This is a genomic window from Desulfovibrio sp. SGI.133, assembly GCF_050313955.1.
Classification (GTDB): domain Bacteria; phylum Desulfobacterota; class Desulfovibrionia; order Desulfovibrionales; family Desulfovibrionaceae; genus Desulfovibrio.
Genome location: NZ_JBNPMK010000002.1, coordinates 495,552 through 515,906 on the forward strand (window position 1 = coordinate 495,552; position 20,355 = coordinate 515,906).

At 60.8% G+C, this 20,355-nt stretch carries 18 protein-coding genes and 2 tRNA genes; 10 read left to right on the plus strand and 10 right to left on the minus strand.

The features are described from left to right. Positions 1 to 13: 13 nt before the first annotated feature. From ACQRBR_RS04980 to pyk, 10 genes are all read right to left on the minus strand, one after another. The gene (locus ACQRBR_RS04980) at positions 14 to 367 is read right to left on the minus strand and encodes a protein MobC (protein ID WP_278732734.1); all 354 of its coding nucleotides are present in this window, start codon (positions 365 to 367) and stop codon (positions 14 to 16) included. A gap of 144 nt (positions 368 to 511) precedes the next feature. Beyond that, positions 512 to 1,699 (minus strand): MobV family relaxase, encoded by a 1,188-nt coding sequence (mobV, locus tag ACQRBR_RS04985; RefSeq protein ID WP_427812470.1) that lies wholly within the window; start codon positions 1,697 to 1,699, stop codon positions 512 to 514. A gap of 201 nt (positions 1,700 to 1,900) precedes the next feature. Beyond that, complete coding sequence (locus tag ACQRBR_RS04990) at positions 1,901 to 3,682, minus strand: AAA family ATPase (RefSeq protein WP_337381617.1); 1,782 nt, start codon at positions 3,680 to 3,682, stop codon at positions 1,901 to 1,903. Further along, complete coding sequence (locus tag ACQRBR_RS04995; protein WP_303866802.1) at positions 3,675 to 3,893, minus strand: helix-turn-helix transcriptional regulator; 219 nt, start codon at positions 3,891 to 3,893, stop codon at positions 3,675 to 3,677. Before ACQRBR_RS04995 ends, ACQRBR_RS04990 begins: the two co-directional genes overlap by 8 nt. 125 nt (positions 3,894 to 4,018) lie before the next feature. After that, a complete protein-coding gene (locus ACQRBR_RS05000; protein ID WP_427812471.1) occupies positions 4,019 to 5,008 on the minus strand; it encodes a hypothetical protein in 990 nt (329 codons plus the stop codon). Positions 5,009 to 5,094: 86 nt separating this feature from the next. Further along, entirely contained in the window at positions 5,095 to 5,262 is a 168-nt protein-coding gene (locus tag ACQRBR_RS05005) for a hypothetical protein (RefSeq protein ID WP_427812472.1), read from the minus strand. Beyond that, on the minus strand, positions 5,259 to 6,470 hold the full coding sequence (locus ACQRBR_RS05010; protein WP_427812473.1) for a tyrosine-type recombinase/integrase: 1,212 nt from the start codon (positions 6,468 to 6,470) through the stop codon (positions 5,259 to 5,261). Before ACQRBR_RS05010 ends, ACQRBR_RS05005 begins: the two co-directional genes overlap by 4 nt. 239 nt (positions 6,471 to 6,709) lie before the next feature. After that, positions 6,710 to 6,786, minus strand: a tRNA-Glu gene (locus ACQRBR_RS05015). Between the two features lie 17 nt (positions 6,787 to 6,803). Further along, positions 6,804 to 6,878 (minus strand) — tRNA-Gln (locus ACQRBR_RS05020). Between the two features lie 188 nt (positions 6,879 to 7,066). Next, positions 7,067 to 8,485: a pyruvate kinase gene (gene pyk / locus ACQRBR_RS05025; protein ID WP_321031478.1), complete on the minus strand. Its 1,419-nt coding sequence runs from the start codon at positions 8,483 to 8,485 to the stop codon at positions 7,067 to 7,069. Between the two features lie 280 nt (positions 8,486 to 8,765). Here pyk and ACQRBR_RS05030 point away from each other — a divergent pair, with 280 nt between their 5' ends. The 10 genes from ACQRBR_RS05030 to murG all read left to right on the plus strand — a co-directional run bounded on the left by ACQRBR_RS05030 (position 8,766) and on the right by murG (position 20,326). Continuing rightward, positions 8,766 to 9,212: a division/cell wall cluster transcriptional repressor MraZ gene (locus tag ACQRBR_RS05030; RefSeq protein WP_006004095.1), complete on the plus strand. Its 447-nt coding sequence runs from the start codon at positions 8,766 to 8,768 to the stop codon at positions 9,210 to 9,212. An 8-nt stretch (positions 9,213 to 9,220) separates the two neighbouring features. Further along, positions 9,221 to 10,225 carry a 16S rRNA (cytosine(1402)-N(4))-methyltransferase RsmH gene (gene rsmH, locus ACQRBR_RS05035; protein WP_204674773.1) on the plus strand — a complete coding sequence of 335 codons (1,005 nt, stop codon included), beginning with the start codon at positions 9,221 to 9,223 and terminating at the stop codon, positions 10,223 to 10,225. Then, positions 10,222 to 10,542: a hypothetical protein gene (locus tag ACQRBR_RS05040; RefSeq protein WP_168935452.1), complete on the plus strand. Its 321-nt coding sequence runs from the start codon at positions 10,222 to 10,224 to the stop codon at positions 10,540 to 10,542. The genes rsmH and ACQRBR_RS05040 overlap by 4 nt, the downstream gene beginning before the upstream one ends. 27 nt (positions 10,543 to 10,569) lie before the next feature. Then, on the plus strand, positions 10,570 to 12,702 hold the full coding sequence (locus ACQRBR_RS05045) for a penicillin-binding transpeptidase domain-containing protein (protein ID WP_427812474.1): 2,133 nt from the start codon (positions 10,570 to 10,572) through the stop codon (positions 12,700 to 12,702). A 2-nt stretch (positions 12,703 to 12,704) separates the two neighbouring features. Then, on the plus strand, positions 12,705 to 14,159 hold the full coding sequence (locus ACQRBR_RS05050; RefSeq protein WP_427812475.1) for a UDP-N-acetylmuramoyl-L-alanyl-D-glutamate--2,6-diaminopimelate ligase: 1,455 nt from the start codon (positions 12,705 to 12,707) through the stop codon (positions 14,157 to 14,159). After that, the gene (locus ACQRBR_RS05055) at positions 14,150 to 15,571 is read left to right on the plus strand and encodes a UDP-N-acetylmuramoyl-tripeptide--D-alanyl-D-alanine ligase (RefSeq protein ID WP_427812476.1); all 1,422 of its coding nucleotides are present in this window, start codon (positions 14,150 to 14,152) and stop codon (positions 15,569 to 15,571) included. Before ACQRBR_RS05050 ends, ACQRBR_RS05055 begins: the two co-directional genes overlap by 10 nt. After that, the gene (gene mraY / locus ACQRBR_RS05060; protein WP_006004106.1) at positions 15,572 to 16,648 is read left to right on the plus strand and encodes a phospho-N-acetylmuramoyl-pentapeptide-transferase; all 1,077 of its coding nucleotides are present in this window, start codon (positions 15,572 to 15,574) and stop codon (positions 16,646 to 16,648) included. It abuts the gene before it with no gap. A gap of 110 nt (positions 16,649 to 16,758) precedes the next feature. After that, complete coding sequence (gene murD / locus ACQRBR_RS05065) at positions 16,759 to 18,069, plus strand: UDP-N-acetylmuramoyl-L-alanine--D-glutamate ligase (protein WP_427812477.1); 1,311 nt, start codon at positions 16,759 to 16,761, stop codon at positions 18,067 to 18,069. Next, the gene (ftsW, locus tag ACQRBR_RS05070) at positions 18,066 to 19,274 is read left to right on the plus strand and encodes a putative lipid II flippase FtsW (protein WP_204626213.1); all 1,209 of its coding nucleotides are present in this window, start codon (positions 18,066 to 18,068) and stop codon (positions 19,272 to 19,274) included. The genes murD and ftsW overlap by 4 nt, the downstream gene beginning before the upstream one ends. Continuing rightward, positions 19,256 to 20,326: an undecaprenyldiphospho-muramoylpentapeptide beta-N-acetylglucosaminyltransferase gene (gene murG, locus ACQRBR_RS05075; RefSeq protein ID WP_321127039.1), complete on the plus strand. Its 1,071-nt coding sequence runs from the start codon at positions 19,256 to 19,258 to the stop codon at positions 20,324 to 20,326. The genes ftsW and murG overlap by 19 nt, the downstream gene beginning before the upstream one ends. Positions 20,327 to 20,355: the final 29 nt, after the last annotated feature.

Here is a 20,355-nt window from a genome sequence, read left to right on the forward strand (position 1 = left end):
AGTGGATTTATGTTCATAGTTCATCATCGGGTATATCAGGAGTAATGAAGCTGGAGCGTTGTTCGCGTTTCGGAGGATGCGGGGGTGTGTCTTGCATCTTTGACTTTCGCCCTTCCCGTTGCCGTCTGGCTTCGGTCAGATACTTGGTCAGAGTTTGGGGCTTCACATCAATGCCTTTTTCGTGCAGACGTTCGACAATCTCCTGTGTGTCGAAGCCACGCTTTCTCATCCGCTCCAGTGTCGGGGCCAGAACGAAGACGGCTTCTTTGACGGACATGACTCTGTTCCCCTCCAGTGTGACGGAAGCGGGTTTGAGAGTGGCGAATTCCTGTCTGATTTCCTTCAACTGAGTCGCGGTAATGGTCATGGTGCTTTTCCTGTGGTTCGCCGGGGCCATGCCCCGGATTGGTGTTTTGTTTTTCCGGTCGAGCGGGACGGTCGCCCACGCTTCACGCAAGTGAAGCATAGTGGGCTATATCTTCGGCCTGTGCGAAGATTTCTCCCCGACGCCTTACCTCATCCTCATGCCGCGAGCGGTCATCGCCTGCCGACGCTCCCTGTCCCGCGTTGCCTGCTCCTGCCGCTGCCGCTCATCTTCCTGCTGGCGCTGGAGCTGTTCGGCACGCTTGCGCTCCACGAACTCGATATGGAGCGGTCGGATTTCCGGCAGACGCAGAAATTCCTGATAGCCTGCCATCATTCTCTTCATTTTCTTCAACTGCTTCTCCAGCTCCTCTTTTTCCTCATGGCTTTGTTTTCTGTGGGCCGTGTATCCCGCTTCAAGCTGCGTCAGTTTTCCGCGAAGGGTATCCACTTCCCGTTGCAGTGCTTCTTCCCGCAGCTGGACAAGGTGTTTGACGGCAAGCGCCTTTTTCAGTTCTTCAATGAGAGATGAGGCTTTTTTCAGCACGGACGGATAATTGAGAAAAGAGGCTTTCGGTAGATCGGTCTCCTCCCGAAGTACCTTTTCCGCTTCCTCAGCCTGCCGCTCATACTCTTCAATGCTCTTTCTCAACTCTTCCTCACGCTGTTCCAATGCGCTGATAAGCTGCCGTGAATTTCGGGAAGTCTCTTCGGATTCCTGAATCAGTTTCTCCAATGCTTCCTGTTGCTGCTTGAACTCGCGGCTATCCAGATGCTTTTTCACGGAACCAGGTGTCTGTTCCACGCCGCGCTCAATGACGAAGCCCCGGCTTTGCAGATGGGGGGGGAGCCCGGATTGCAGTTTCCGCAGACTCTGACGGGTATAGATTTTATTGGCGTTGAGCCTCCCGTCCGGCGTCACCGGCACATGAAGGAAGTGCATGTGCGGCGTCTTTTCATCCATGTGAACCATTGCGGAAATGACATTCTCCGCGCCCACAAACTCCGTGAGAAAGGCTTTGCTCTCCTCAAAGAAACGCCTTGTTTCCTCCGGCGTGAGGCCATCAAAAAACGCCTTGTCTGAGGTGACGATAAGCCCGCACATGCGCACGGCGTCCTTTCTTACAGCCTTGACCAGCAGGAGGTCGTCAATGCGATTCTGAATGGCCTCGGCATAGTTCGACGAGGCGGCTTCGTGCAGCTCGTAGTTCGCCGCGCTTCTGTCGTAGTCAATATCGGGGTTGCTGTGGCTCTCCCGCTCCCGTCGGTTGTGGCTCTGGATGCCGCGTATGGCCTCCTTCTTGAATTTGTCCATGTGGAGTACGAGATAGGACATGGCAATACTTCCTTGTATCAATGGATGTCCCGTTCTTTCTGTGACAGGAATGCGGGACACTTTTTCAGTTTACGCGGGACAAGAATTGAAAATCTGTTCGGATTTGGCTGGACTTCATGGGATGACAGATACGATGAATATTGCAGGTGTCCCGCTGTACCGGTGCTTAGGCAGCGGTACAGCGGGACACCTGGAAAATGGTCAAGCGAGACCTTCCAGTTTTCTTTTCAATCTGTGGACAGACGATTTTGATTTTCCCATTTCCTCGGCGCAGTCACGAATGCTGTATCCCTCGCCGAGCAGCCTTTTCAATTCCTCCAGTTCCACATCTTCAATGTCCCGAACCCGCCAATGCAGGGCATTGCCTTCGGTAATCAGGTTGGCCTCAAAGGGTTTGGCGTCATCGCCCAATATGCCCCGCGCCTTGGTCAGGTGAACTTCAAAACGTGCGCCTTCGGCCATGCTGTATTCCCTGGGCCTGCGCAGACTGATCACCGTGTCCATAATGTCTTCTCTGGCGCTGGTGCCGCGCTGGTCGCCGGATTTTCCGGCATGATGGATAAGCAGGACGGTCATCCCTCTGCGGCGTAATTCCAGCAACCACGCCTGCATGGTCTGCCAGGACTGAGACTCGTTTTCCTTTCCGGTGCGGCACAGGGTTGCTATGTTGTCCAGCACAACCATGTCCACGTCTTTCAGAAACGGCTCAATCATGGCCTGCCCACCGGCGGTGGACAAATCCGGCATGGGACAGGGCTGCAAATCCGGTGTGATGAGCGCCATGTTTTTCAACGTATGAGGGGGAATGGACATGCCGTTGACAAGAGCGGAAAGGCGGTTCTGCATGGATGTGGCGGGCATTTCCCCATCCACATACAGCGTCCGTTTGGGCATCGGCGCACGCCAGTTGAACACGGCTCCGCCGGAAGCCACCGCAACGGCGATGCTCAACGCGGCGAATGTCTTGCCTATGCCGCGCGGGGCGTACAGGATGCCTATGCCCTGTACCGGAAGAACGGGCGATAAAAGATACCCCCGTTCAGGTATGGACATGGAAAGAAATTCGCCCATGTCCAGAGCGATAAGACCTTGCTGTTTGGTCAGCGCCGTTTCCAGTTGCGAGCGGACGGCCTCAATGCCTTCAATCTGGTGAAGGTCATTAAAATCCGTACCGTTGTCGTCGGTGAAGTGGGGAAACAGAAGTTGAGCGTTTGCGAGGCCGGCTGCATCCTCCCCCTTCCTGAGTCCGGCTTCGTCATTGTCGCCGCAAATGATGATGGTCTTGTCCGGAAAGCGTTCTTTCACGGTCTTGGCCACTCTCGCGAGATTGTTTGCGGAAAAGGCCACATAAACCGTCCAGCCTGTGGCAAGATGGATACTTGTGCCTGTGGCAAACCCCTCACAAACGGCAACGGGCTTTTCCGACTGCCCCTGAATGATGAATTGTCCTCCAGATACCTTGCCGCCCACGAGAAAACGCTTTGTTCCATCAGGATAGATGCGTTGCAGACTTTGCAGATTGTTTGCGGCATCCATAACAGGAATAAGCAGAGAGCCGTCCCGTGCCTGCCGTATGCTTTCCAAAGCTGTAATGCCCTTGCGGTGCAGATAGGGATGGTTGGCGTCGCACCTTCGTGCCGAGTTCCATTCCTGTCTGGCCAGTTGAGCTGCTTCAGCATGGCGTTCGGCATATTCCGCTTCGCGTTGCCGCTGTATGGAGTGTTGACGTTCCCGCCATGCGGAAAGTTCGGACACGGAAAGCGTTTGCTTTTCTTCTGTGCAGAACGTGCCCTGTTCACCGTTTTCCCAGTTGCACCACCAAAGTGTCGCAGGGATATCGACATGCGCGATATATGCGCCGTTCTGTTTGTGCGGTTTGGTCTGGGTGGGACAGCGATGCAGTTTTCCGTCCGCCATGATTTCGGCCGGAATCAATCCCTTGTCGGTCAGGATGTCCCGAAAGGTTTGCAGGGGATTACTCATGCTCTTCCCCCTGCCTGCCAAGACGTTCGATGAAAGCGGCAATATCCTCTGCTCTCCAGACCGTAGTTCTGGGACCGAGTTTCACGGGTTTGGGATAACGTCCGGTGCGACACCCCTCCCACCATGCGCTCTTGCTTATGGGAATCATGCTGAGAACCTGAGGCAGACGCAGAAGGCCGTGGACGGGGATGGGAGCTTGATGCTGTTTCATAAAAAAAATCTCCTGAATCTGGTTGGATTTCAGGAGAATCTGGCACACGTCAAACAATTCCCGTGAGGGAATCGGACGGGAAAATGACGGGAAAATCCAAAAAAGATGGGAAAGCGACAGGCTGGTCACGCCTTGATTATGGTGTATGTCTCCGCTTCCTTGAGGAGCATATCCATCAAATTGCGATAGGATTTGTCGTCCCTGTACTCTTTGCCCGCAAGCAAGCGCCCCACATGTGTCTTTCTGCCCTGCGGGGTTTTGTGACTGGTCTCGGATTTTTGAGGACCACACCAGTACAGAAGAACATAAGCGATGACCGAAAGAGGATACTTTTCTTTCATGGCGTCACGGACAGCCGCATCCGGCCTTCCTTCCCAAACGGCTCCGGGAATACGAAAAACGAGTTTTCCATCCTGTGGCGACCTTTCACACAGGGGAACTGCCGCCGCTTTGTCGGCAACGGACGATTCCGGCGGAGCTGCCCGTAAAAGGGATTCCACAAGGGCGCGGGCGATGCCTTTTACTTCCCGGCGCAGGGGATAATGGCGGAGCTGCCTGATGGCGGCGTCCCTGTCCACCATTATGGTATCGGTAAAGATATGCGCAATGAAGTGATAACTTGAGGCGGGCATGGAGAATATCGGCTTCTCAAAGAGAGGCGAGTCCGGTGAATACTGCTCGAAGATGTCTTCTGTTTTCAGTCTCTCCAGACTGCTGAACAGAAATTCTCGTTCCTTGGGAAAGACAGACGCCGTATCTTCAAAGGCTTCTTCAAGAATAACATTCAGTCCATATCGCAGGGAGTTAAGAGGAACAATCGTTGATATCTTTCTGAAAAATTCCATCACATCAAAACCAAGCAGATACGTCTGAATGCCCATATTCGCTTCCGGCACTGAAGGAAATTCCGGTATCTGCGTTCCATATGCGGCGTGTCTGCCCGCAACAAATGCCTGCCAGCAGGATTCATATGTGGTGCGCCACAATTCCAGAGGCTGAACGGCGTCAGGCCAGAGCGCCTGAACAAGCATGTCGCCTTCTCTGGCGGTCAGGCCATACGCCTGCCGTACTCTGCCTAGGGTAATGATTTGCCGGTCTGTCATGGAGAAAAGCATAGTCTGTCGTCAAAAAATGGACAACAAAAAACAGCGACAGGGACTTCCCATGTCCTTGCTGCCGCTGTTTTCCTGTAAAACCTGTTTCAGCTATACCATGCCCGGATGATATCCATGTCGTCATAGCCGTATTGTCTCATACGGTCCTTTTCTTCTTCACTCCAGCCAGTGTCGTTATCCGTCACCTGAGTTTCATCCTCCGTTTTCCCGATAACGATACAGACATCCCGTTCTGTCATGGCGTACTCTTTCATACCGTATCTCCGCTCCCTTTCCGCTTGGCGTTGCGCAGCCCATCCAGATAGTCCGCCCAATCCTGCATCATCTTTCGGCGCTCAGGCAGATATTCCGCATAATTGTATGCCGCCCGCACTTCGTCTTGTTCCCCGTGGGCAAGCTGCCGCTCTATCCAGTCCCGGTTATAGCCGAGTTCATTGAGCAATGTGGAAGCGATGGAGCGAAAGCCGTGCACGCTCATTTCGTGTTTCTGGTAGCCCATGCGCCGGAGCGCATTGAGCATGGTCGCATCAGAAATGGGCCGCACCTCCGTGCGGATGGAGGGAAAGAGGAATTTTCCCTCCCCGGAGTATTTTTGAAGTTCCCGAAGAATGGATATTGCCTGTCTGGACAAGGGAACAAGATGCTGACGGCGCATTTTCATGCGTTCCGCAGGGATGCGCCATTCCCCGGCCTCAAGGTCGAATTCTTTCCATTGAGCGGCACGCAGTTCCGTGGGACGGGTGAAGACCAGCGGAGCCAGCTTCAAAGCGCAGACCAGAGGAAAATAACCTTCGTAGGCGTCGATATCCCGCAGAAGCTGACCGACTTTCTCCGGTTCCAGCACTGCCGCCCGGTGAACAGTTTTTCGCGGTCGTAAGGCTCCCCGCAGATCGGCTGCGACATTGTGTTTCGCCCGGCCCGTGATGACCGCATAGCGGAACACCTGACTGATGATTTGCAATACTCTCCGGGAAGTCTCGTAGTTTCCCCTCTGTTCCAGAGGCTTGACGACCTCCATAACGTCCCGTGTCTCAAGTTTGGCGATATGCGTCTTGCCGATGGCCGGAAAAATGTAGGTCTCCAGCCGGTACATAACAGTTCCCTGATGCTTTTCGGAAAACTCCGCCATACGGGTTTCATGCCATTCTCTGGCGATATTCTGGAAGCTGTCGCGTTCCGCGATGGCTCTGGCCTGTCGTATCTGCCGTTTATGGTCTGAGGGGTCGATTCCCCTGGACAACATACGCTTCGCCTCTTCGCGGCGTTCTCTGGCGTCCTTGAGTGATACGGTGGGATATTCCCCGAAACTGAGCAGCTTGCTCTTGCCGTCAAAACGGTAGGCCATTCTCCAGAGCTTGCTTCCGTTGGCGGGAACGAAAAGAAACAGACCGCCGCCGTCAAAATACTTGCGGGGCTTCACGTCGGGTTTCAGACTGCGGATGTGGGTATCGGTAAGAGGCATGGGCACTCCTTGGCTGTCGTTGGACGAAGAGATACCCCCATGGATAAAAATATTTTTGATTCCGCGCGGTTATTCATGTAGGTATCAGAAATGTCGTACCACATTTCTACCTACGGATATACCCATAAAATGTTTGGATGCAAGCGGACGAGGCTGGACTTCGGGAAACCATACTGGAAAGAAAAAACAAAGAATGCCAAGGTCTTTTGGACCTTGGCATTCTTCTTTGTACCTAAATTTGGCGTCCCCAAGGGGATTTGAACCCCTGTCGACGGCGTGAAAGGCCGTTGTCCTGGGCCGGCTAGACGATGGGGACGCACTATGAAGTTTTTATGGCTGGGCTGCAAGGACTCGAACCTTGATTAGCGGAGCCAGAATCCGCCGTCCTGCCAATTGAACGACAGCCCATCGCGAAAATGGAACCTACGCAAAACCTGCCCTCTTGTCAAACAAAAAAATGAAAAAAGTGGATATTTTTTTGAGATAAATAAAAAGATGAATTATTTTAGTATGTTGATATATGCCTTTTGGGTATAAAAAAGGCCGTCCCGATGGGGACGGCCTTGGGGATGGCAGGTGATGCCGTTATGGCGGTCTTACTTCCAGTAAAGTTTGACCAGGTTGGTACCGCGCGGGGTAGCCGTGGAGCCCTTGAGCTGGCCGGCGGTGATGACGGCGCATTCATTGGGCAGGAAGTCCGGGCAGTTGTGGATGAAGTTCTCGGCGCGGCTCAGGTGGCTGGGATCGCTGGTCGGATCGGCGACGAACACGGGGTGCACGCCCCAGACGAAGTTCAGGGCCTTGATGGTCACCGGGTCGGGGGTCAGGGCGTAGATATCCTGGGGAGGACGGCGGCAGGAGACCTGACGGGCCGACGCACCGCTGAGGCTGTGGGAGACGATGGCCTTGGCGTGGGCCTTTTCGGCCAGCAGGCAGGCGGAGTAGGCCAGGAACTCGGGGATGCCCTTGTCCGCGGCCGGTTCTTCCAGCTTGCGGTCATTGACCAGCAGCTTTTCGGCCTCGTCGGTGATCTTGCGCATGTACTGCACGGTCTCCACCGGGAAGTTGCCCATGGCGGTCTCTTCGGAGAGCATCACGCAGTCGGCGCCGTCCAGCACGGCGTTGGCCACGTCCGTGGTCTCGGCGCGGGTGGGCGCGGGGCTGTTGACCATGGAGAGCAGCATCTGCGTGGCCACGATGACCGGCTTGGAGATGGCGTTGCAGGCGCGGATGATGCGCTTTTGCAGGGCGGGCAGCAGGGGCAGGGGGCATTCCACGCCCAGGTCGCCGCGCGCCACCATGATGACGTCGGTCTCCTTCAGGATCTCGTCCAGGTTGTCCACGGCGTTCTGGCGCTCCAGCTTGACCACCACCGGCACGCGGCGGCCCGATGCGGCAATGAGCTGTTTGGCTTCGCGCACGTCGTCAGCCGTCTGTACATAGGAGATGGCCACGGCGTCCACGCCCAGGGCCAGACCGTCGCTCAGGTCCTTTTTGTCCTTTTCGGTCAGGGCGCGCACCTTGGTGGCCTTGCCGGGCAGGGCCAGGCCCTTGCGCGAGGTTACAATGCCGCTGTTGTTGGCTTCCAGCAGCACCAGACCGTCGGGGCGGCTCTGCTGCACGGTGAACTGCAGGCCGCCGTCGGCCAGCACCATGCGGTCGCCGGGCTCCAGGGTCTCCAGGATCTCGGGATGGTCGAAGGGCAGGAAGGGCATCTCATCGGTGCGCTGGTCGGAAAGGCCCAGCAGCAGCTGCATGCCCTTGGTGACCTGGATGGTCTTTTCCTGCACGACACCCAGACGGATCTTGGGGCCGGACAGGTCCTGCATGATGGTGATGGGCTTGTCCAGCTCCTTTTCCACTTCACGGATATCATTGATGATACGGACGAAATCCGCAGCCGAACCGTGGGAGAAGTTCAGGCGGAAGACGCTGACGCCCGCTTCGACGAGCTGACGCAGCTTTTCCTTGGAATTGGAAGCCGGGCCGATGGTGGCGACGATCTTGGTTCTCATATCTTTATTCCTTTCATACCCGTGCGGGGGCACGGATGTTCTCTCATAAAGCTGTATGTCCAGAAAAAACTATCCGGGCTTTCCTGCGGCTTGTCAAGCGGCAGGAAAAACGCCGGTGGGCAGGGGGGCCTCACCCCGTGTCACAGGCAGCCCATTGGAATAATTAGCAAACAAAATCACGTGATTGTCACCGTCCCGTCATGTTCGCTTGACAGCGGGGGAAAGGGTGGGGCATAAGTGGGAAAACGTGGTAAATAGTGGGCGACAGGTGGTAGGATCGGTGGCAAATCTGTTTATCCAGAGCGCATATCGCAATCTTGACGCCAAGGGCCGTCTGCTGCTGCCGCCAGAGTACAGGGATGCCCTGCTGGCCGCCGGGGATGGTTCCTTCTGGCTGACCATAGGTCTGTACGGAGGCCTCAAGGCCTACATGCCTGCGGATTGGGAAGCCATCGTCGAAAAGCTGAACAGCGTCCCCCTCCCTTCCATGAAGCTTTCCCACGTCAAAACGAAGTTGCTCGGTCTTGCGCAGCGGATGGTCCCCGATGCGCAGGGCCGCATACGTATCCCGCAGCCCCTGATGCGTGCCGCCGGTCTGGAAAAGGACGTGGTACTGGTGGGCATGGCGGACAAGTTCGAGATCTGGGATCAGGCCCGCTTCGATGCCCTGCTGGTGGAGGACGTCAGCGATGAAGTGGCGGCCTGTCATCTTGATATAGCTCTTTAGAGGTAAGCATGACCATGCAGCAGCAGGGACAGGAACGAAATGCGGCTGATCTGCACATCCCTGTCCTGATGAAGGAAACCCTTGCGGCCCTGCAGCCCGTGCTGGATGCCGGAAGGGATCGCCCCGTGCGCATCCTGGACGGCACGCTCGGCATGGCCGGGCACAGCTCTGCCATGTTGCAGGCGGCCCCCCAGGCGGAACTCTGCGCCCTGGACCGGGACGAGGAAGCCTTGGAACTGGCCCGGCGCCGGCTGGAGCCTTTTGGTGGGCGCGTCCATACCTACCATTGCCGCTACAGCCAGTTCGAGGAGGCCCTCGATGACCTGGGTTGGGACAAGGTCGATGCCGTGCTGCTGGATATCGGCGTCTCCTCCCTGCAGCTGGACGAGGCGGAGCGCGGCTTCAGCTTTTACGGGGACGGGCCCCTGGACATGCGCATGGACCAGCATTCCGGCGCGCCTTCGGCCTGGCACTGGGTCAATCGCGAAAGTTTCGACCGCCTCAAGGAATGCATCGCCACCCTGGGCGAGGAGCCGCAGGCCGGGCGCATAGCCCGGGCCATCGTGGATGCCCGCCAGAAGAGCCCCATCGATACCACCGCCCAGCTGGCGGCTTTGGTGGAGAAGGCCTATCCGCCCGCGTGGCGCGCCAAGGCCCGCCGCCATCCCGCCACGCGCACCTTCCAGGCCCTGCGTATGGCCGTCAATGACGAGTTGGGCGAGCTGCGCCGCTTCCTCGATGCCATCCTGGGCCGTCTGTCCCTGGGCGGCCGTCTGGCGGTCATTTCCTTCCACTCCCTGGAAGACCGCATGGTCAAGCAGACCATGCGCTACTGGGCCGAGGGCTGCCGTTGCCCCCGGCATGTGCCGGTGTGCGTGTGCCACCATGTGCCGGAAGTCGAGATCCTGTACAAAAAGCCCGTACAGGCCGACGATGACGAGCTGGCCGTCAATCCGCGTGCCAGCAGTGCCAAACTGCGGGCCGTGGAGAAAATAGCCGAGGCGGTTTCATGAAGAAGCTGTCGGTCGGGCTGCCGTTCCGCGGACAGGGCAAGGTGCAGACCAAAAGCTGGCTGCTCCTGCTGGCGCTGGGACTGCTGGCCTGCATGACCATGTGCCTGATCCTGGTCTGGAGCAATATCGAGCGCATCGATACCACCTACTTCATCAATATCGCCCAGAACAAGTTGCAGGAACGCAAGGCCCTGCGCGCCAAGCTGGAAGTGGAGCGGGAGCGCCTTCTTTCCCCGTACGAGCTGCGCCGCAAGGCGGAGGAGATCGGCATGAAGGAGCCGAAGCCGGGGCAGGTCCGGCGTATGGAAGCGCACTAGCCGGCAAGCATCACAAGCGGGGGACGCATGTTCAAATTCTCATCCGATACCGGAGACAAGAAACGTCGTCCGGGCCGTACCGCATCGCGTACCGTACGCAGCGGTGGGGCCCGGCGTGTTTCTGTTGCGCCCAAGAACAGGGGCCTGAGCTGGGTCGACAGGGTGGACTGGGGCAAGGCCCGTATCGCCGCTGTCGTGGCCATCTTCTGCGTCCTGTGGCTGGGCCTGTGGGGCCGTGCCTGGTATCTGCAGATGATCGAGGGCCCGCGTCTGGCCGACAAAGCCCGCCGCCAGCATATGGCCACGGAGCTGGTCACCGGCAAGCGCGGCATGATCATGGACCGCAACGGGCAGGTGCTGGCCCGCAGTGTGGAGGCCCGTTCCGTCTATGCCCGGCCGCAGGAGATCCAGGATTTCCTGACCATGGCCAACACCCTGGGACCCATCCTCGGCATCGAGCCGCAAAAGCTCTATGATGAGCTTTCCAAGACCAAGCGCCGTTTCGTCTGGGTGCGCCGCAAGGTGGACGATTACACCGCCGAGGCCGTGCGCAAGGCGGGCCTGCCCGGTATCGGCCTTTCCAAAGAATACGACCGCGTCTATCCCTTCAAGCATCTGGCCGGGCAGCTGCTCGGTTTCGTGGGCGTGGACGACAAGGGCCTGGAAGGCCTGGAACGCTCGCTGGACGACCGTCTTGCGGGCACGCCCACCCGCATGGTGGTGCAGCGCGACGCCATGGGCCGCCGTTTTTACCTGCACGAAGAAGGCAAGGACGAGCTCCGCGGCGAGGACCTGATGCTGACGCTGGACGTGCAGCTGCAGTTCATCGCCGAAGAAGCCGTGGCCCGTGCCGCCCGGGACTTCGATGCCCGCTGGAGCGGGGCCCTGGTGGTGGATGTGCCCAGTGGCGACATCCTGGCCTGGGCGCAGTATCCCTTCTTCAATCCCAATACCTACCGGCAGTCCAGCCCCATGATCTACCGCAACCGGCTGGCCTCCGACGCCCTGGAACCCGGTTCCACCTTCAAGCCCTTCGTCATGGCCTCGGCCCTGCAGGAGCGCAAGATCAACCGCAATACGGCCATCGACTGCGAGAACGGCAAGTGGGAGATCAAGAAGGTGACCATCCGCGACACCTCGCGGCAGGGCGTGCTGCCCGCGCACAAGGTGCTGCGCTATTCCTCCAACATCGGCATGGCCAAGATCGGTCTGGAGCTGGGGTCACCCACGCTCTACAAGTACCTGCGCGCCCTCGGCTTCGGGGAGAGCACCTGCGTGCCCGTGGCCGACAGCCGGGGCATCCTGCGCCAGCCCCGCTCCTGGAGCGAGGCCGACCTCATGTCCGCCTCCTTCGGGCAGAGCGTGTCCGTCACGGCCCTGCAGATGGCGCAGGGCTACTTGACCCTGCTCAACAATGGTGTCTACAAGCCGCTGCGCCTGCTGCGCGAGCAGGTCAACGTGGAACAGCGTTACGAACGCATCTTTTCGGAGCGCGTCTGCCGTGAGGTCATGGGCATGATGCGCGACGTGGTGGAAGAAAAGGACGGTACCGGCAAGCGGGCCCGTATCGAAGGGGTGGAAGTGGCCGGCAAGACCGGCACCGCCCAGAAGGCCGACCACAAGGCGGGTTCCTACGGCGCCAAGCGTCTGGCCTCCTTCGTGGGCTTTTTGCCCGCCGACAATCCCCGCTATCTGATCGTGGTGCTGGTGGACGAACCCACCAAGAACCAGTACGGGGGCGTGGTGGCCGCGCCCGTGTTCCGCGAGATCGCCTCGCGCGCCATCACCTACAGCGGCGCCATCGTGCCTGATGCCACCAGTCAGGCGGAAAAGGACGACAAGCCGGACAAGGACAAGGGCCGTCAGCGCGGCCTCAAGCTTTCGCGTCTGGATGTGCCCTTCCTGGCCAAGGAAGACGTCCAGACCAGTCGTCCGCCGTCCATGCAGCAGCCCGGCCATCTGGCCAAGGCCTCCAGCCGGGTCCCCGACGTCAAGGGAAAGACGGTGCGCAACGCCGTGGAACTTTTTGCCCGCGCCGGGATCGTGCCGGAGCTCAAGGGGAGCGGCACGCGCGTGGTCAGGCAGAGCCCGCCGCCGGGCACGGCCTGGCCCAAGGAAGGAGAAAACGTCACTTACATTCTGTGGCTCTCGGAGAGGTAACCGTGAATCGCGAATTCGAACAATTGCTCGACAAGGTGCGCCGCGAGGGAGGGGAGATCCGCTCCGACTCGCGTGAAGTCGGCAAGGGGGACATCTTTGTGGCTGTCCCCGGCGTCAATGCCGACGGCGCCCGTTTCATCCCGCCGGCCGTGGAGGCCGGTGCGTCCACCATCGTCTGCCTGCCCGGAGGGGCCGAAGCCGAGGCCGCCCGTGCCGCGGGCTGCACGGTGATCCATCATGACGATCCCCGCGAGGCCCTGTGGCGTCTGGCCGAGGCCCGCTGGCATACCGGCAGCCTGCCGCTGCGCGTGCTGGGCGTCACCGGCACCAACGGCAAGACCACCAGCGCCTATTTGCTGGAGCATCTGTTCACGGCCACCGGACACAAGGTGGGCGTGCTGGGCACGGTGAGCTACCGCTGGCCCGGCCATTGCGAGGCCGCGCCCCTGACCACGCCCGATCCCCTGCGCGTGCACGCCATGCTGGCGGCCATGGCGCAGGCCGGGGTGGACATCGCCGTCATGGAGGTCTCTTCCCACGCCCTGGAACAGCAGCGCGTCTGCGGGGTGCCCTTTGCCGGGGCCTCCTTCAGCAACCTGACCCAGGACCATCTGGATTTCCACCAGGACATGGAGAGCTATTTCCGGGCCAAGTCCCGCCTGTTCCTGGAGCTGCCCCGTGCCGACAAGGTCATGGCCATCAACGGCGATGATCCTTGGGGCCGCCGCCTGCTGGAGCTGTGCCCGCGTGCCCTGTCCTTCGGCCTGCAAAAGGCGCTCCCGCAGCAGCGTCATCTGTGGGGCGAGCTGTTGTCCGCCGGTACGGACGGCTGCCATCTGCGCATGCATCTGGACGGCCAGCAGTGGGAACTGCGCTCGCCGCTGGTGGGGGCCTTCAATGCCTCCAACCTGCTCTCCGTACAGGCCCTGGCCCTGGAACTGGGCCTGATGCCGGACGATCTGCGCCATCTGGAAGACTTCCACGGTGTGTGCGGCCGTCTGGAGCGGGTGCCCAATGCCCGCAAGCTGCACGTCTTCGTGGACTACGCCCACACGCCGGACGCTCTGGTCAACGTCCTGAAGGCCCTGCGCGGCGCCGGTTTCAAGCGCATCGTCACGGTCTTCGGCTGTGGCGGCAATCGTGACCGCACCAAGCGCCCCATCATGGGCGAAGCGGTGGCCCGTTATTCCGACGTGGCCGTGCTGACATCGGACAATCCCCGTTTCGAGGACCCGGAAGCCATCCTCAAGGACGTGCTGCCCGGTCTGCGTGAAGCCAGGGAAGTCGTGGTGGAAGTGGACCGCCGCAAGGCTACGGCCAAGGCCGTGGAAATGCTCGGTCCCGATGATGCCCTGCTGATCGCCGGCAAGGGCCATGAGGATTATCAGATCATTCAGGGCACCAAACATCACTACAGTGATCAGGAAGTGGTGCGGGAGCTGTTGGGGTGCGCCTAGATCTTGCTGAAATCGTTCGTTGCCTGGGCTGTGCCCGGGATGTGAAGGTGACCGACGGCAGCGTGACGGTCACTTCCGTCGTCACGGACAGCCGCGAGGCCGTGCCCGGCAGCCTGTTCGTTTGCATCGCCGGCGAGCGTGTGGACGGCCATAATTATGCCGCCCGTGCCGTGGAGCAGGGCGCTGTGGCCGTGCTGGCCGCCCGTCCGCTGGAAGGCCTGTCCGTGCCTGTCCTGCTGGTTCAGGACACGGTGCGTGCCCTGGGCGCCGTGGCCGCCCTCTGGCGCGGCAAGTCCTCTGCCCGGGTGGTGGGCATCACCGGTTCCGCGGGCAAGACCACGGTCAAGGAGCTGCTGGCCCATGTGCTGTCGCGGCGCGGCAAGACCGCCTGCAATGCCCTCAACCTCAATAATCAGGTGGGCATGCCCCTGTGCATGCTCAAGACCGACGGGGACGAGGACTTTTGGGTCTTCGAGGCCGGTATCAGTCATGAAGGCGACATGGACGAGCTGGGGGCCATCCTCCAGCCCGATCTGGCCCTGATCCTCAACGTGGGCGCCGCCCATACCGAAGGGCTGGGCGAACGCGGCGTGGCCTGGCACAAGTCCCGTCTTCTGGCCCATCTGGCCCCCGAAGGCCAGGCCCTCGTGAGCGCCGACTATGACGACCTTGTCCGCGAGGCGCGGGCCGTGTTCGGCGATGTGCTCTTCTTTACGGCCAGCGGGCGTCCGCTCTCCTATCGTGCGGCCTATGCCGGGTGCAGCGACGGTGTGCACGGCCAGTACCGCCTGTGGCTGGACGGTCGTCCCTGCGACGTCATCGCGCCTTTCCGCGGTGATTACGGTACCGAGAACTGCATCGCCGTGGCGGCCGCCGCCCACATGCTGGGCCTGACTGCCGAGGAGATCGCCGCCGGTTTTGCCGACGCGCAGCTGCCGCCGCAGCGTTTTGCCCGCAGCCGTCGCGGCAACTGGGACATCGTGGACGATACCTACAACGCGAATCCGCTTTCCATGGCCCGCATGCTTGACGCCGCGGCGGAAAGCGCCCAGAAACGGCCTTTCGTGGTGGTGCTGGGCGAGATGCGCGAACTGGGCAGCGTGGCGGACAGGGAGCATGAACGTCTGGGCAGGCATCTGGCCCAGTTGCGTCCTGTGCTGGTCTTCTGGCGCGGCGGTCATGGCGATGCCGTGCGGGACGGCCTGGAGCACGGGCTGTACACGGGCAAGTTCCTGCCCGTGGATTCCGGCGAGGCCTTCGTGCAGGCCCTGCGTGAACATCTTTCCGCCGAGACGGGAGAGCAGGGGGGCCTCATGCTCTTCAAGGGATCGCGCGGCAACCATCTGGAAGAATTGCTTGAAGCTCTGGAGCAGAGCGACTGGCTGCCCGGCAGCCGTACGGAGAGTCTGTAGATGCTGTATAACCTGCTGGTACCGTGGGCGTCCGAATGGACGGCGCTCAATGTTTTCCGGTACATCACCTTCCGTTCCATGGCCGCGCTCATCACGGCCCTGGTGCTCTCCATCCTGCTGGGTCCCCGGTTCATCGCCTGGTTGCGCCGCCTTAAATGCGGCCAGCACATCCTGCATGAAGTGACGGCCCATGCCTGCAAGGAAGGCACGCCCACCATGGGCGGCCTGCTGATGCTCTTCAGCCTCACGGTCAGCCTGCTGCTGTGGGCGGATCTGGGCAATTTTTACATCTGGCAGACCCTGCTTGTGTTCTGGGGCTTTGCGGCCGTGGGCTTTTGGGACGACATGACCAAGCTGCGCCATGCCGAGAACCGCGGCATCAGCGGCCGGGCCAAGCTGGCGGGCCAGCTGGTGGTGGCTGTGGTGGCCATGCTCTTTCTGGTCATGGATCCCGGCTACTCCAGTCAGCTGAGCATCCCCTTCGTCAAGGACTGGGCGCCTGACCTTGGTCCTCTGTACCTGCCGTTCGGTGTCTTCGTGATGGTGGCCTCCTCCAATGCCGTCAACCTGACCGACGGCCTGGACGGTCTGGCCATCGGGCCCTGCATCGTGGCCGGTATCGTGTTCGCCATCTTCATCTATGTGACGGGGCATGCCCGCTTCGCCAATTATCTGCTGCTGCCCTACACGCCGGGCGTCGGTGAGGTCACGGTTTTTTGCGCGGCCCTGGTGGGCGCGGGGCTGGGCTTTTTGTGGTTCAACGCCTATCCGGCCCAGGTCTTCATGGGCGATGTGGGCTCGCTGGCCCTGGGCGGCGTGCTTGGCTATCTGGCCTTGCTCTGCAAGCAGGAACTCATCCTGGCCGTGGTGGGCGGCCTGTTCGTGGCCGAGACCCTGTCGGTCATCATGCAGGTGAGTTACTTCCGCTGGACAGGCGGCAAACGCCTGTTCCGCATGGCGCCCCTGCATCATCACTTTGAACTGAAGGGCATACCGGAATCGAAAATCATCATCCGGTTCTGGATCACGTCCGCACTGCTGGGGCTGGTGGCCCTGTCGGTACTGAAACTGCGCTGATGGCGAGGGCTCCGGCTGCATGAGGCCGGGGCCCGCTCGCTGTTTTTTCTCCTGTCCGCCGTGCCTGCCGGTGCAGTGCGCGGCAATATCTTATCCGCGAGGAATGTGATATGGCTCAGAATGAAGATCGTGGCCGGTGCATCAAGGCCGGTGAACTGGCTGTAGTGGTGGGTGCCGGGCGTTCCGGCAAGGCAGCGGCCCGTCTTCTGTTGCGGCAGGGCGCCCGGGTGCGCCTGCTGGAGAGCAATCCCCAAGCTCTGGACGAAGCGCAGGCCGCGGCCCTGCGCGCGGAAGGCATCGAACTTGTGCTGGGGGAACAGGGGCCGGAGCTCTTTGCCGGTGCGAAGATGGTGGTGCCCAGCCCCGGCCTGCCCGTGGTGCGCCTGCGCGAGATGATGGGCCCCCATGCCGATGCGGAAGGTACCGAGATCCTGGCCGAGATGGAGCTGGCCTGGCGCGCCCTTGACGGCGAGCCCGTGCTGGCGGTGACCGGCACCAGCGGCAAGACCACCACGGTCAGTCTGGCGGCGGCCATGCTGCGGGAGCAGGGCCTGCGTGTTTTTCTGGGCGGCAATATCGGCACGCCCCTTTCGGAATATCTGCTTTCCGGCGAAAAGGCCGACGTGCTGGTGCTGGAGACCTCAAGCTTCCAGCTCCAGTGCTGCTCCACCTTCCATCCCCGGGTGGGCGTGGTGCTGAACATCTCGCCCAACCATCTGGATTACCACAAGGACATGGAAGAATACATCGAGGCCAAGTTCCACCTGTTCCGCTGTCAGACGGAAGAAGATCTGGCGGTGCTGGCGCCCGAGTTGGAAGAGACCGCCGCCCGCTTTGGCCTCAGGGCCCGCAAGGTGTGGATCCGGCCCGAAGGACGTTTCCCTGATTGCCCCCTGTTCGGGCAGCACAACCAGTTCAATGCCGAGGCCGCCTGGCAGGCTTGCCGTCCCTTTGGCGTGACGCTGGCGAATGCGGCCCGCGCGGTGGCTGCCTTCAAGCCCCTGCCCAACCGGCTGGAATCCGTGGCCCGCGTGCACGGTGTGCTTTATGTGAACGACTCCAAATGCACCACGGTGGCCGCTCTGGAAGTGGCGCTGGAAGCCATGGAACATCCCGTGCATCTGTTGTGCGGCGGCAAGTTCAAGGGCGGGGATCTGGACGGTATGAAGGATCTGCTGCGCCGCAAGGCAAAAAGCGTGAACCTGTACGGGGCCAGCCGCGAGATCTTCGAGGCGGCCTGGCAGGGCGTGGTGCCCCTGTGCTGGCACGAGCGCATGGAAGACGCGGTACTTGCCCTGCAGGACAAGGTGGTGGAGGGCGATGTGGTTCTGCTGGCCCCGGCGACTTCCAGCTTTGACCAGTACCGCAATTATGTGGAACGCGGCAACGACTTCAAGCGCATCGTGGGAAGCCTGGCATGAAGAACATGTTCCTGAGCAGGAAGGAAAAGAAAAAGGAAGAAGCCGCTCCCCAGGGCGGAGGCATCTCGCGCGCTCTGGGCAAGGTGAGCTTTGAAGGCTTCGACTGGTGGCTGTTCACCCTGATGCTCATCATCCTGGCCATCGGCCTCATCATGGTGCTGTCGGCCAGCGGCATCGTGGCCGAGCAGGTGAATGGCGACAAGTACTACTTTTTTAAGCGCCAACTGATTTTTGCTTGCGGCGGGGGCCTCGTGCTTTGGGGCGCGGCCCTCATGCCCCGCAGCTGGCTCTACAAATTGCAGTATCCGGCCATCTTTCTGTCCCTGTTCCTGCTCCTGCTGACCCTGTCGCCCCTGACGCCGTCCATCAACGGCGCCAAGCGCTGGATTCCTCTGGGGCCCGTGAACCTGCAGCCCATGGAGTTTGTTAAGATCTCCCTGGCCTTGTATCTGGCCTATTTCATGAGCTCCAAGCAGGCGCTGGTCAAAACTTTCAGCCGGGGCGTCATTCCGCCCTTTGCCGTAACGGGCCTGTTCTGCGGTCTGCTGCTGTTGCAGCCCGACTTCGGCAGCGCCGTGGTGGTGGCCAGCATCTTGTTCTTCATGTGTCTGGCCGGGGGCACGCGTTTCATCTATCTGTTCTTCGCCATGATCCTGGCCTGCGCCGGCGCCATGGCCCTGGCCATCCTTGAGCCTTACCGCCTGCGCCGCCTGCTGGCCTTTCTGGATCCGTTCGCCGATCCCACCGACACGGGCTATCACCTGGTGCAGTCCCTGCTGGCCATCGGTTCGGGCGGCTTTTTCGGCGTGGGCGTGGGCGCCAGCCGACAGAAGATGTTCTATCTGCCCGAAGCCCACAACGACTTCATCATGGCCGTGCTGGCCGAGGAGCTGGGCTTTGTGGGCATCACCGTGGTCATGCTGCTGTTCGGCCTGCTGTTCTGGCGCTGTTACCGCATCATCATGCGCCAGACCGAACTGCGCGACCGTCTGACGGCCTTTGGCCTGACGGTCATCCTGGCCATGGGTGCCGTCATGAATCTGGCCGTGGTCATGGGGGTGGCACCGCCCAAGGGCGTGCCCATGCCCCTGATGAGCTACGGCGGCAGTAATCTTATGGCCACCATGCTCTGCGTGGGCCTGCTCATGAATTTTTCTCGCACGGCCACGGGCAAGGAGGGGAGCATATGGAAAGAGTCCTCTTAACCACCGGCGGTACCGGCGGACACATCTTCCCGGCGCTGGCCGTGGCGGAAGCCCTGCGTCAGCGCCATCCCGGTGTGGAACTGCTGTTCGTGGGCTCGCAGTACGGCCCGGAACAGCGTCTGGCCCAGGCGGCGGGCATCGATTTCATCGGCCTGCCGGTGCGCGGCTTCTTGGGACGTGGCCTGCGGGCCTTTGCCGCTGCGGGGCGCATGGCCTGTGCCGTCTGCCGGGCCCGGGGCATCATCCGGCGCTTCCGGCCCCAGGTAGTGGCCGGTTTTGGCGGTTATGCCGCCTTCGCGCCCATGCTGGCGGCCCGTCTGGCCGGTGTGCCCACGGTGCTGCATGAGCAGAACGCCATCGCCGGCATGAGCAACCGTATTCTGGGGCGCCTTGCCCGGCGCATCTGCCTGTCCCTGCCGGGGACCGAGGGCTTCGATGCCTCCAGGACCGTGCTAACGGGCAACCCCGTGCGCGCTGCCGTGGTGGCGCTGGCCGGGCGGCAGCATGATTTTTCCGGCAAGCGCCTGCTGGTCATGGGGGGGTCCCTGGGGGCCCATGCCCTTAACGTGCATGTGTGCCGGCATCTTGATGCCTTGCGGGCGGCGGGCATTGAAGTGCGCCATCAGACCGGTGTGCGTGACGAGGCCGTGACCCGTGATGCCTATGCGGCGGCGGGCTATGACCCGGCCTGTGTGAGCGCCTTCATCGACGACATGGCTTCGGCCTATGCCTGGGCGGATCTGGTGCTTTGCCGCGCCGGGGCCACCACCGTGGCCGAGCTTTGCGCCGCGGGCCTGCCCTCGGTGTTGGTGCCGTTCCCTTATGCGGTACATGATCATCAGACGCGCAACGCCCAGGCCCTGGTGGCCGAAGGCGCGGCCCTGATGCTGCCCGAGGCCCGCATGGAAAGCGACGGCCTCATGGCGCAGGTCACGGATCTGTTGCAGGATACCGACAGGCTGCGCGCCATGGCCGCTGCGGCTTCCGGCTGTGCCCGTGTCCGCGCGGCGGAGCTGGTGGCCGCGGAACTGGAAACCGTGTGCGCACGGTAAGTTCACGATAACATCTTCTTCCGGATAGA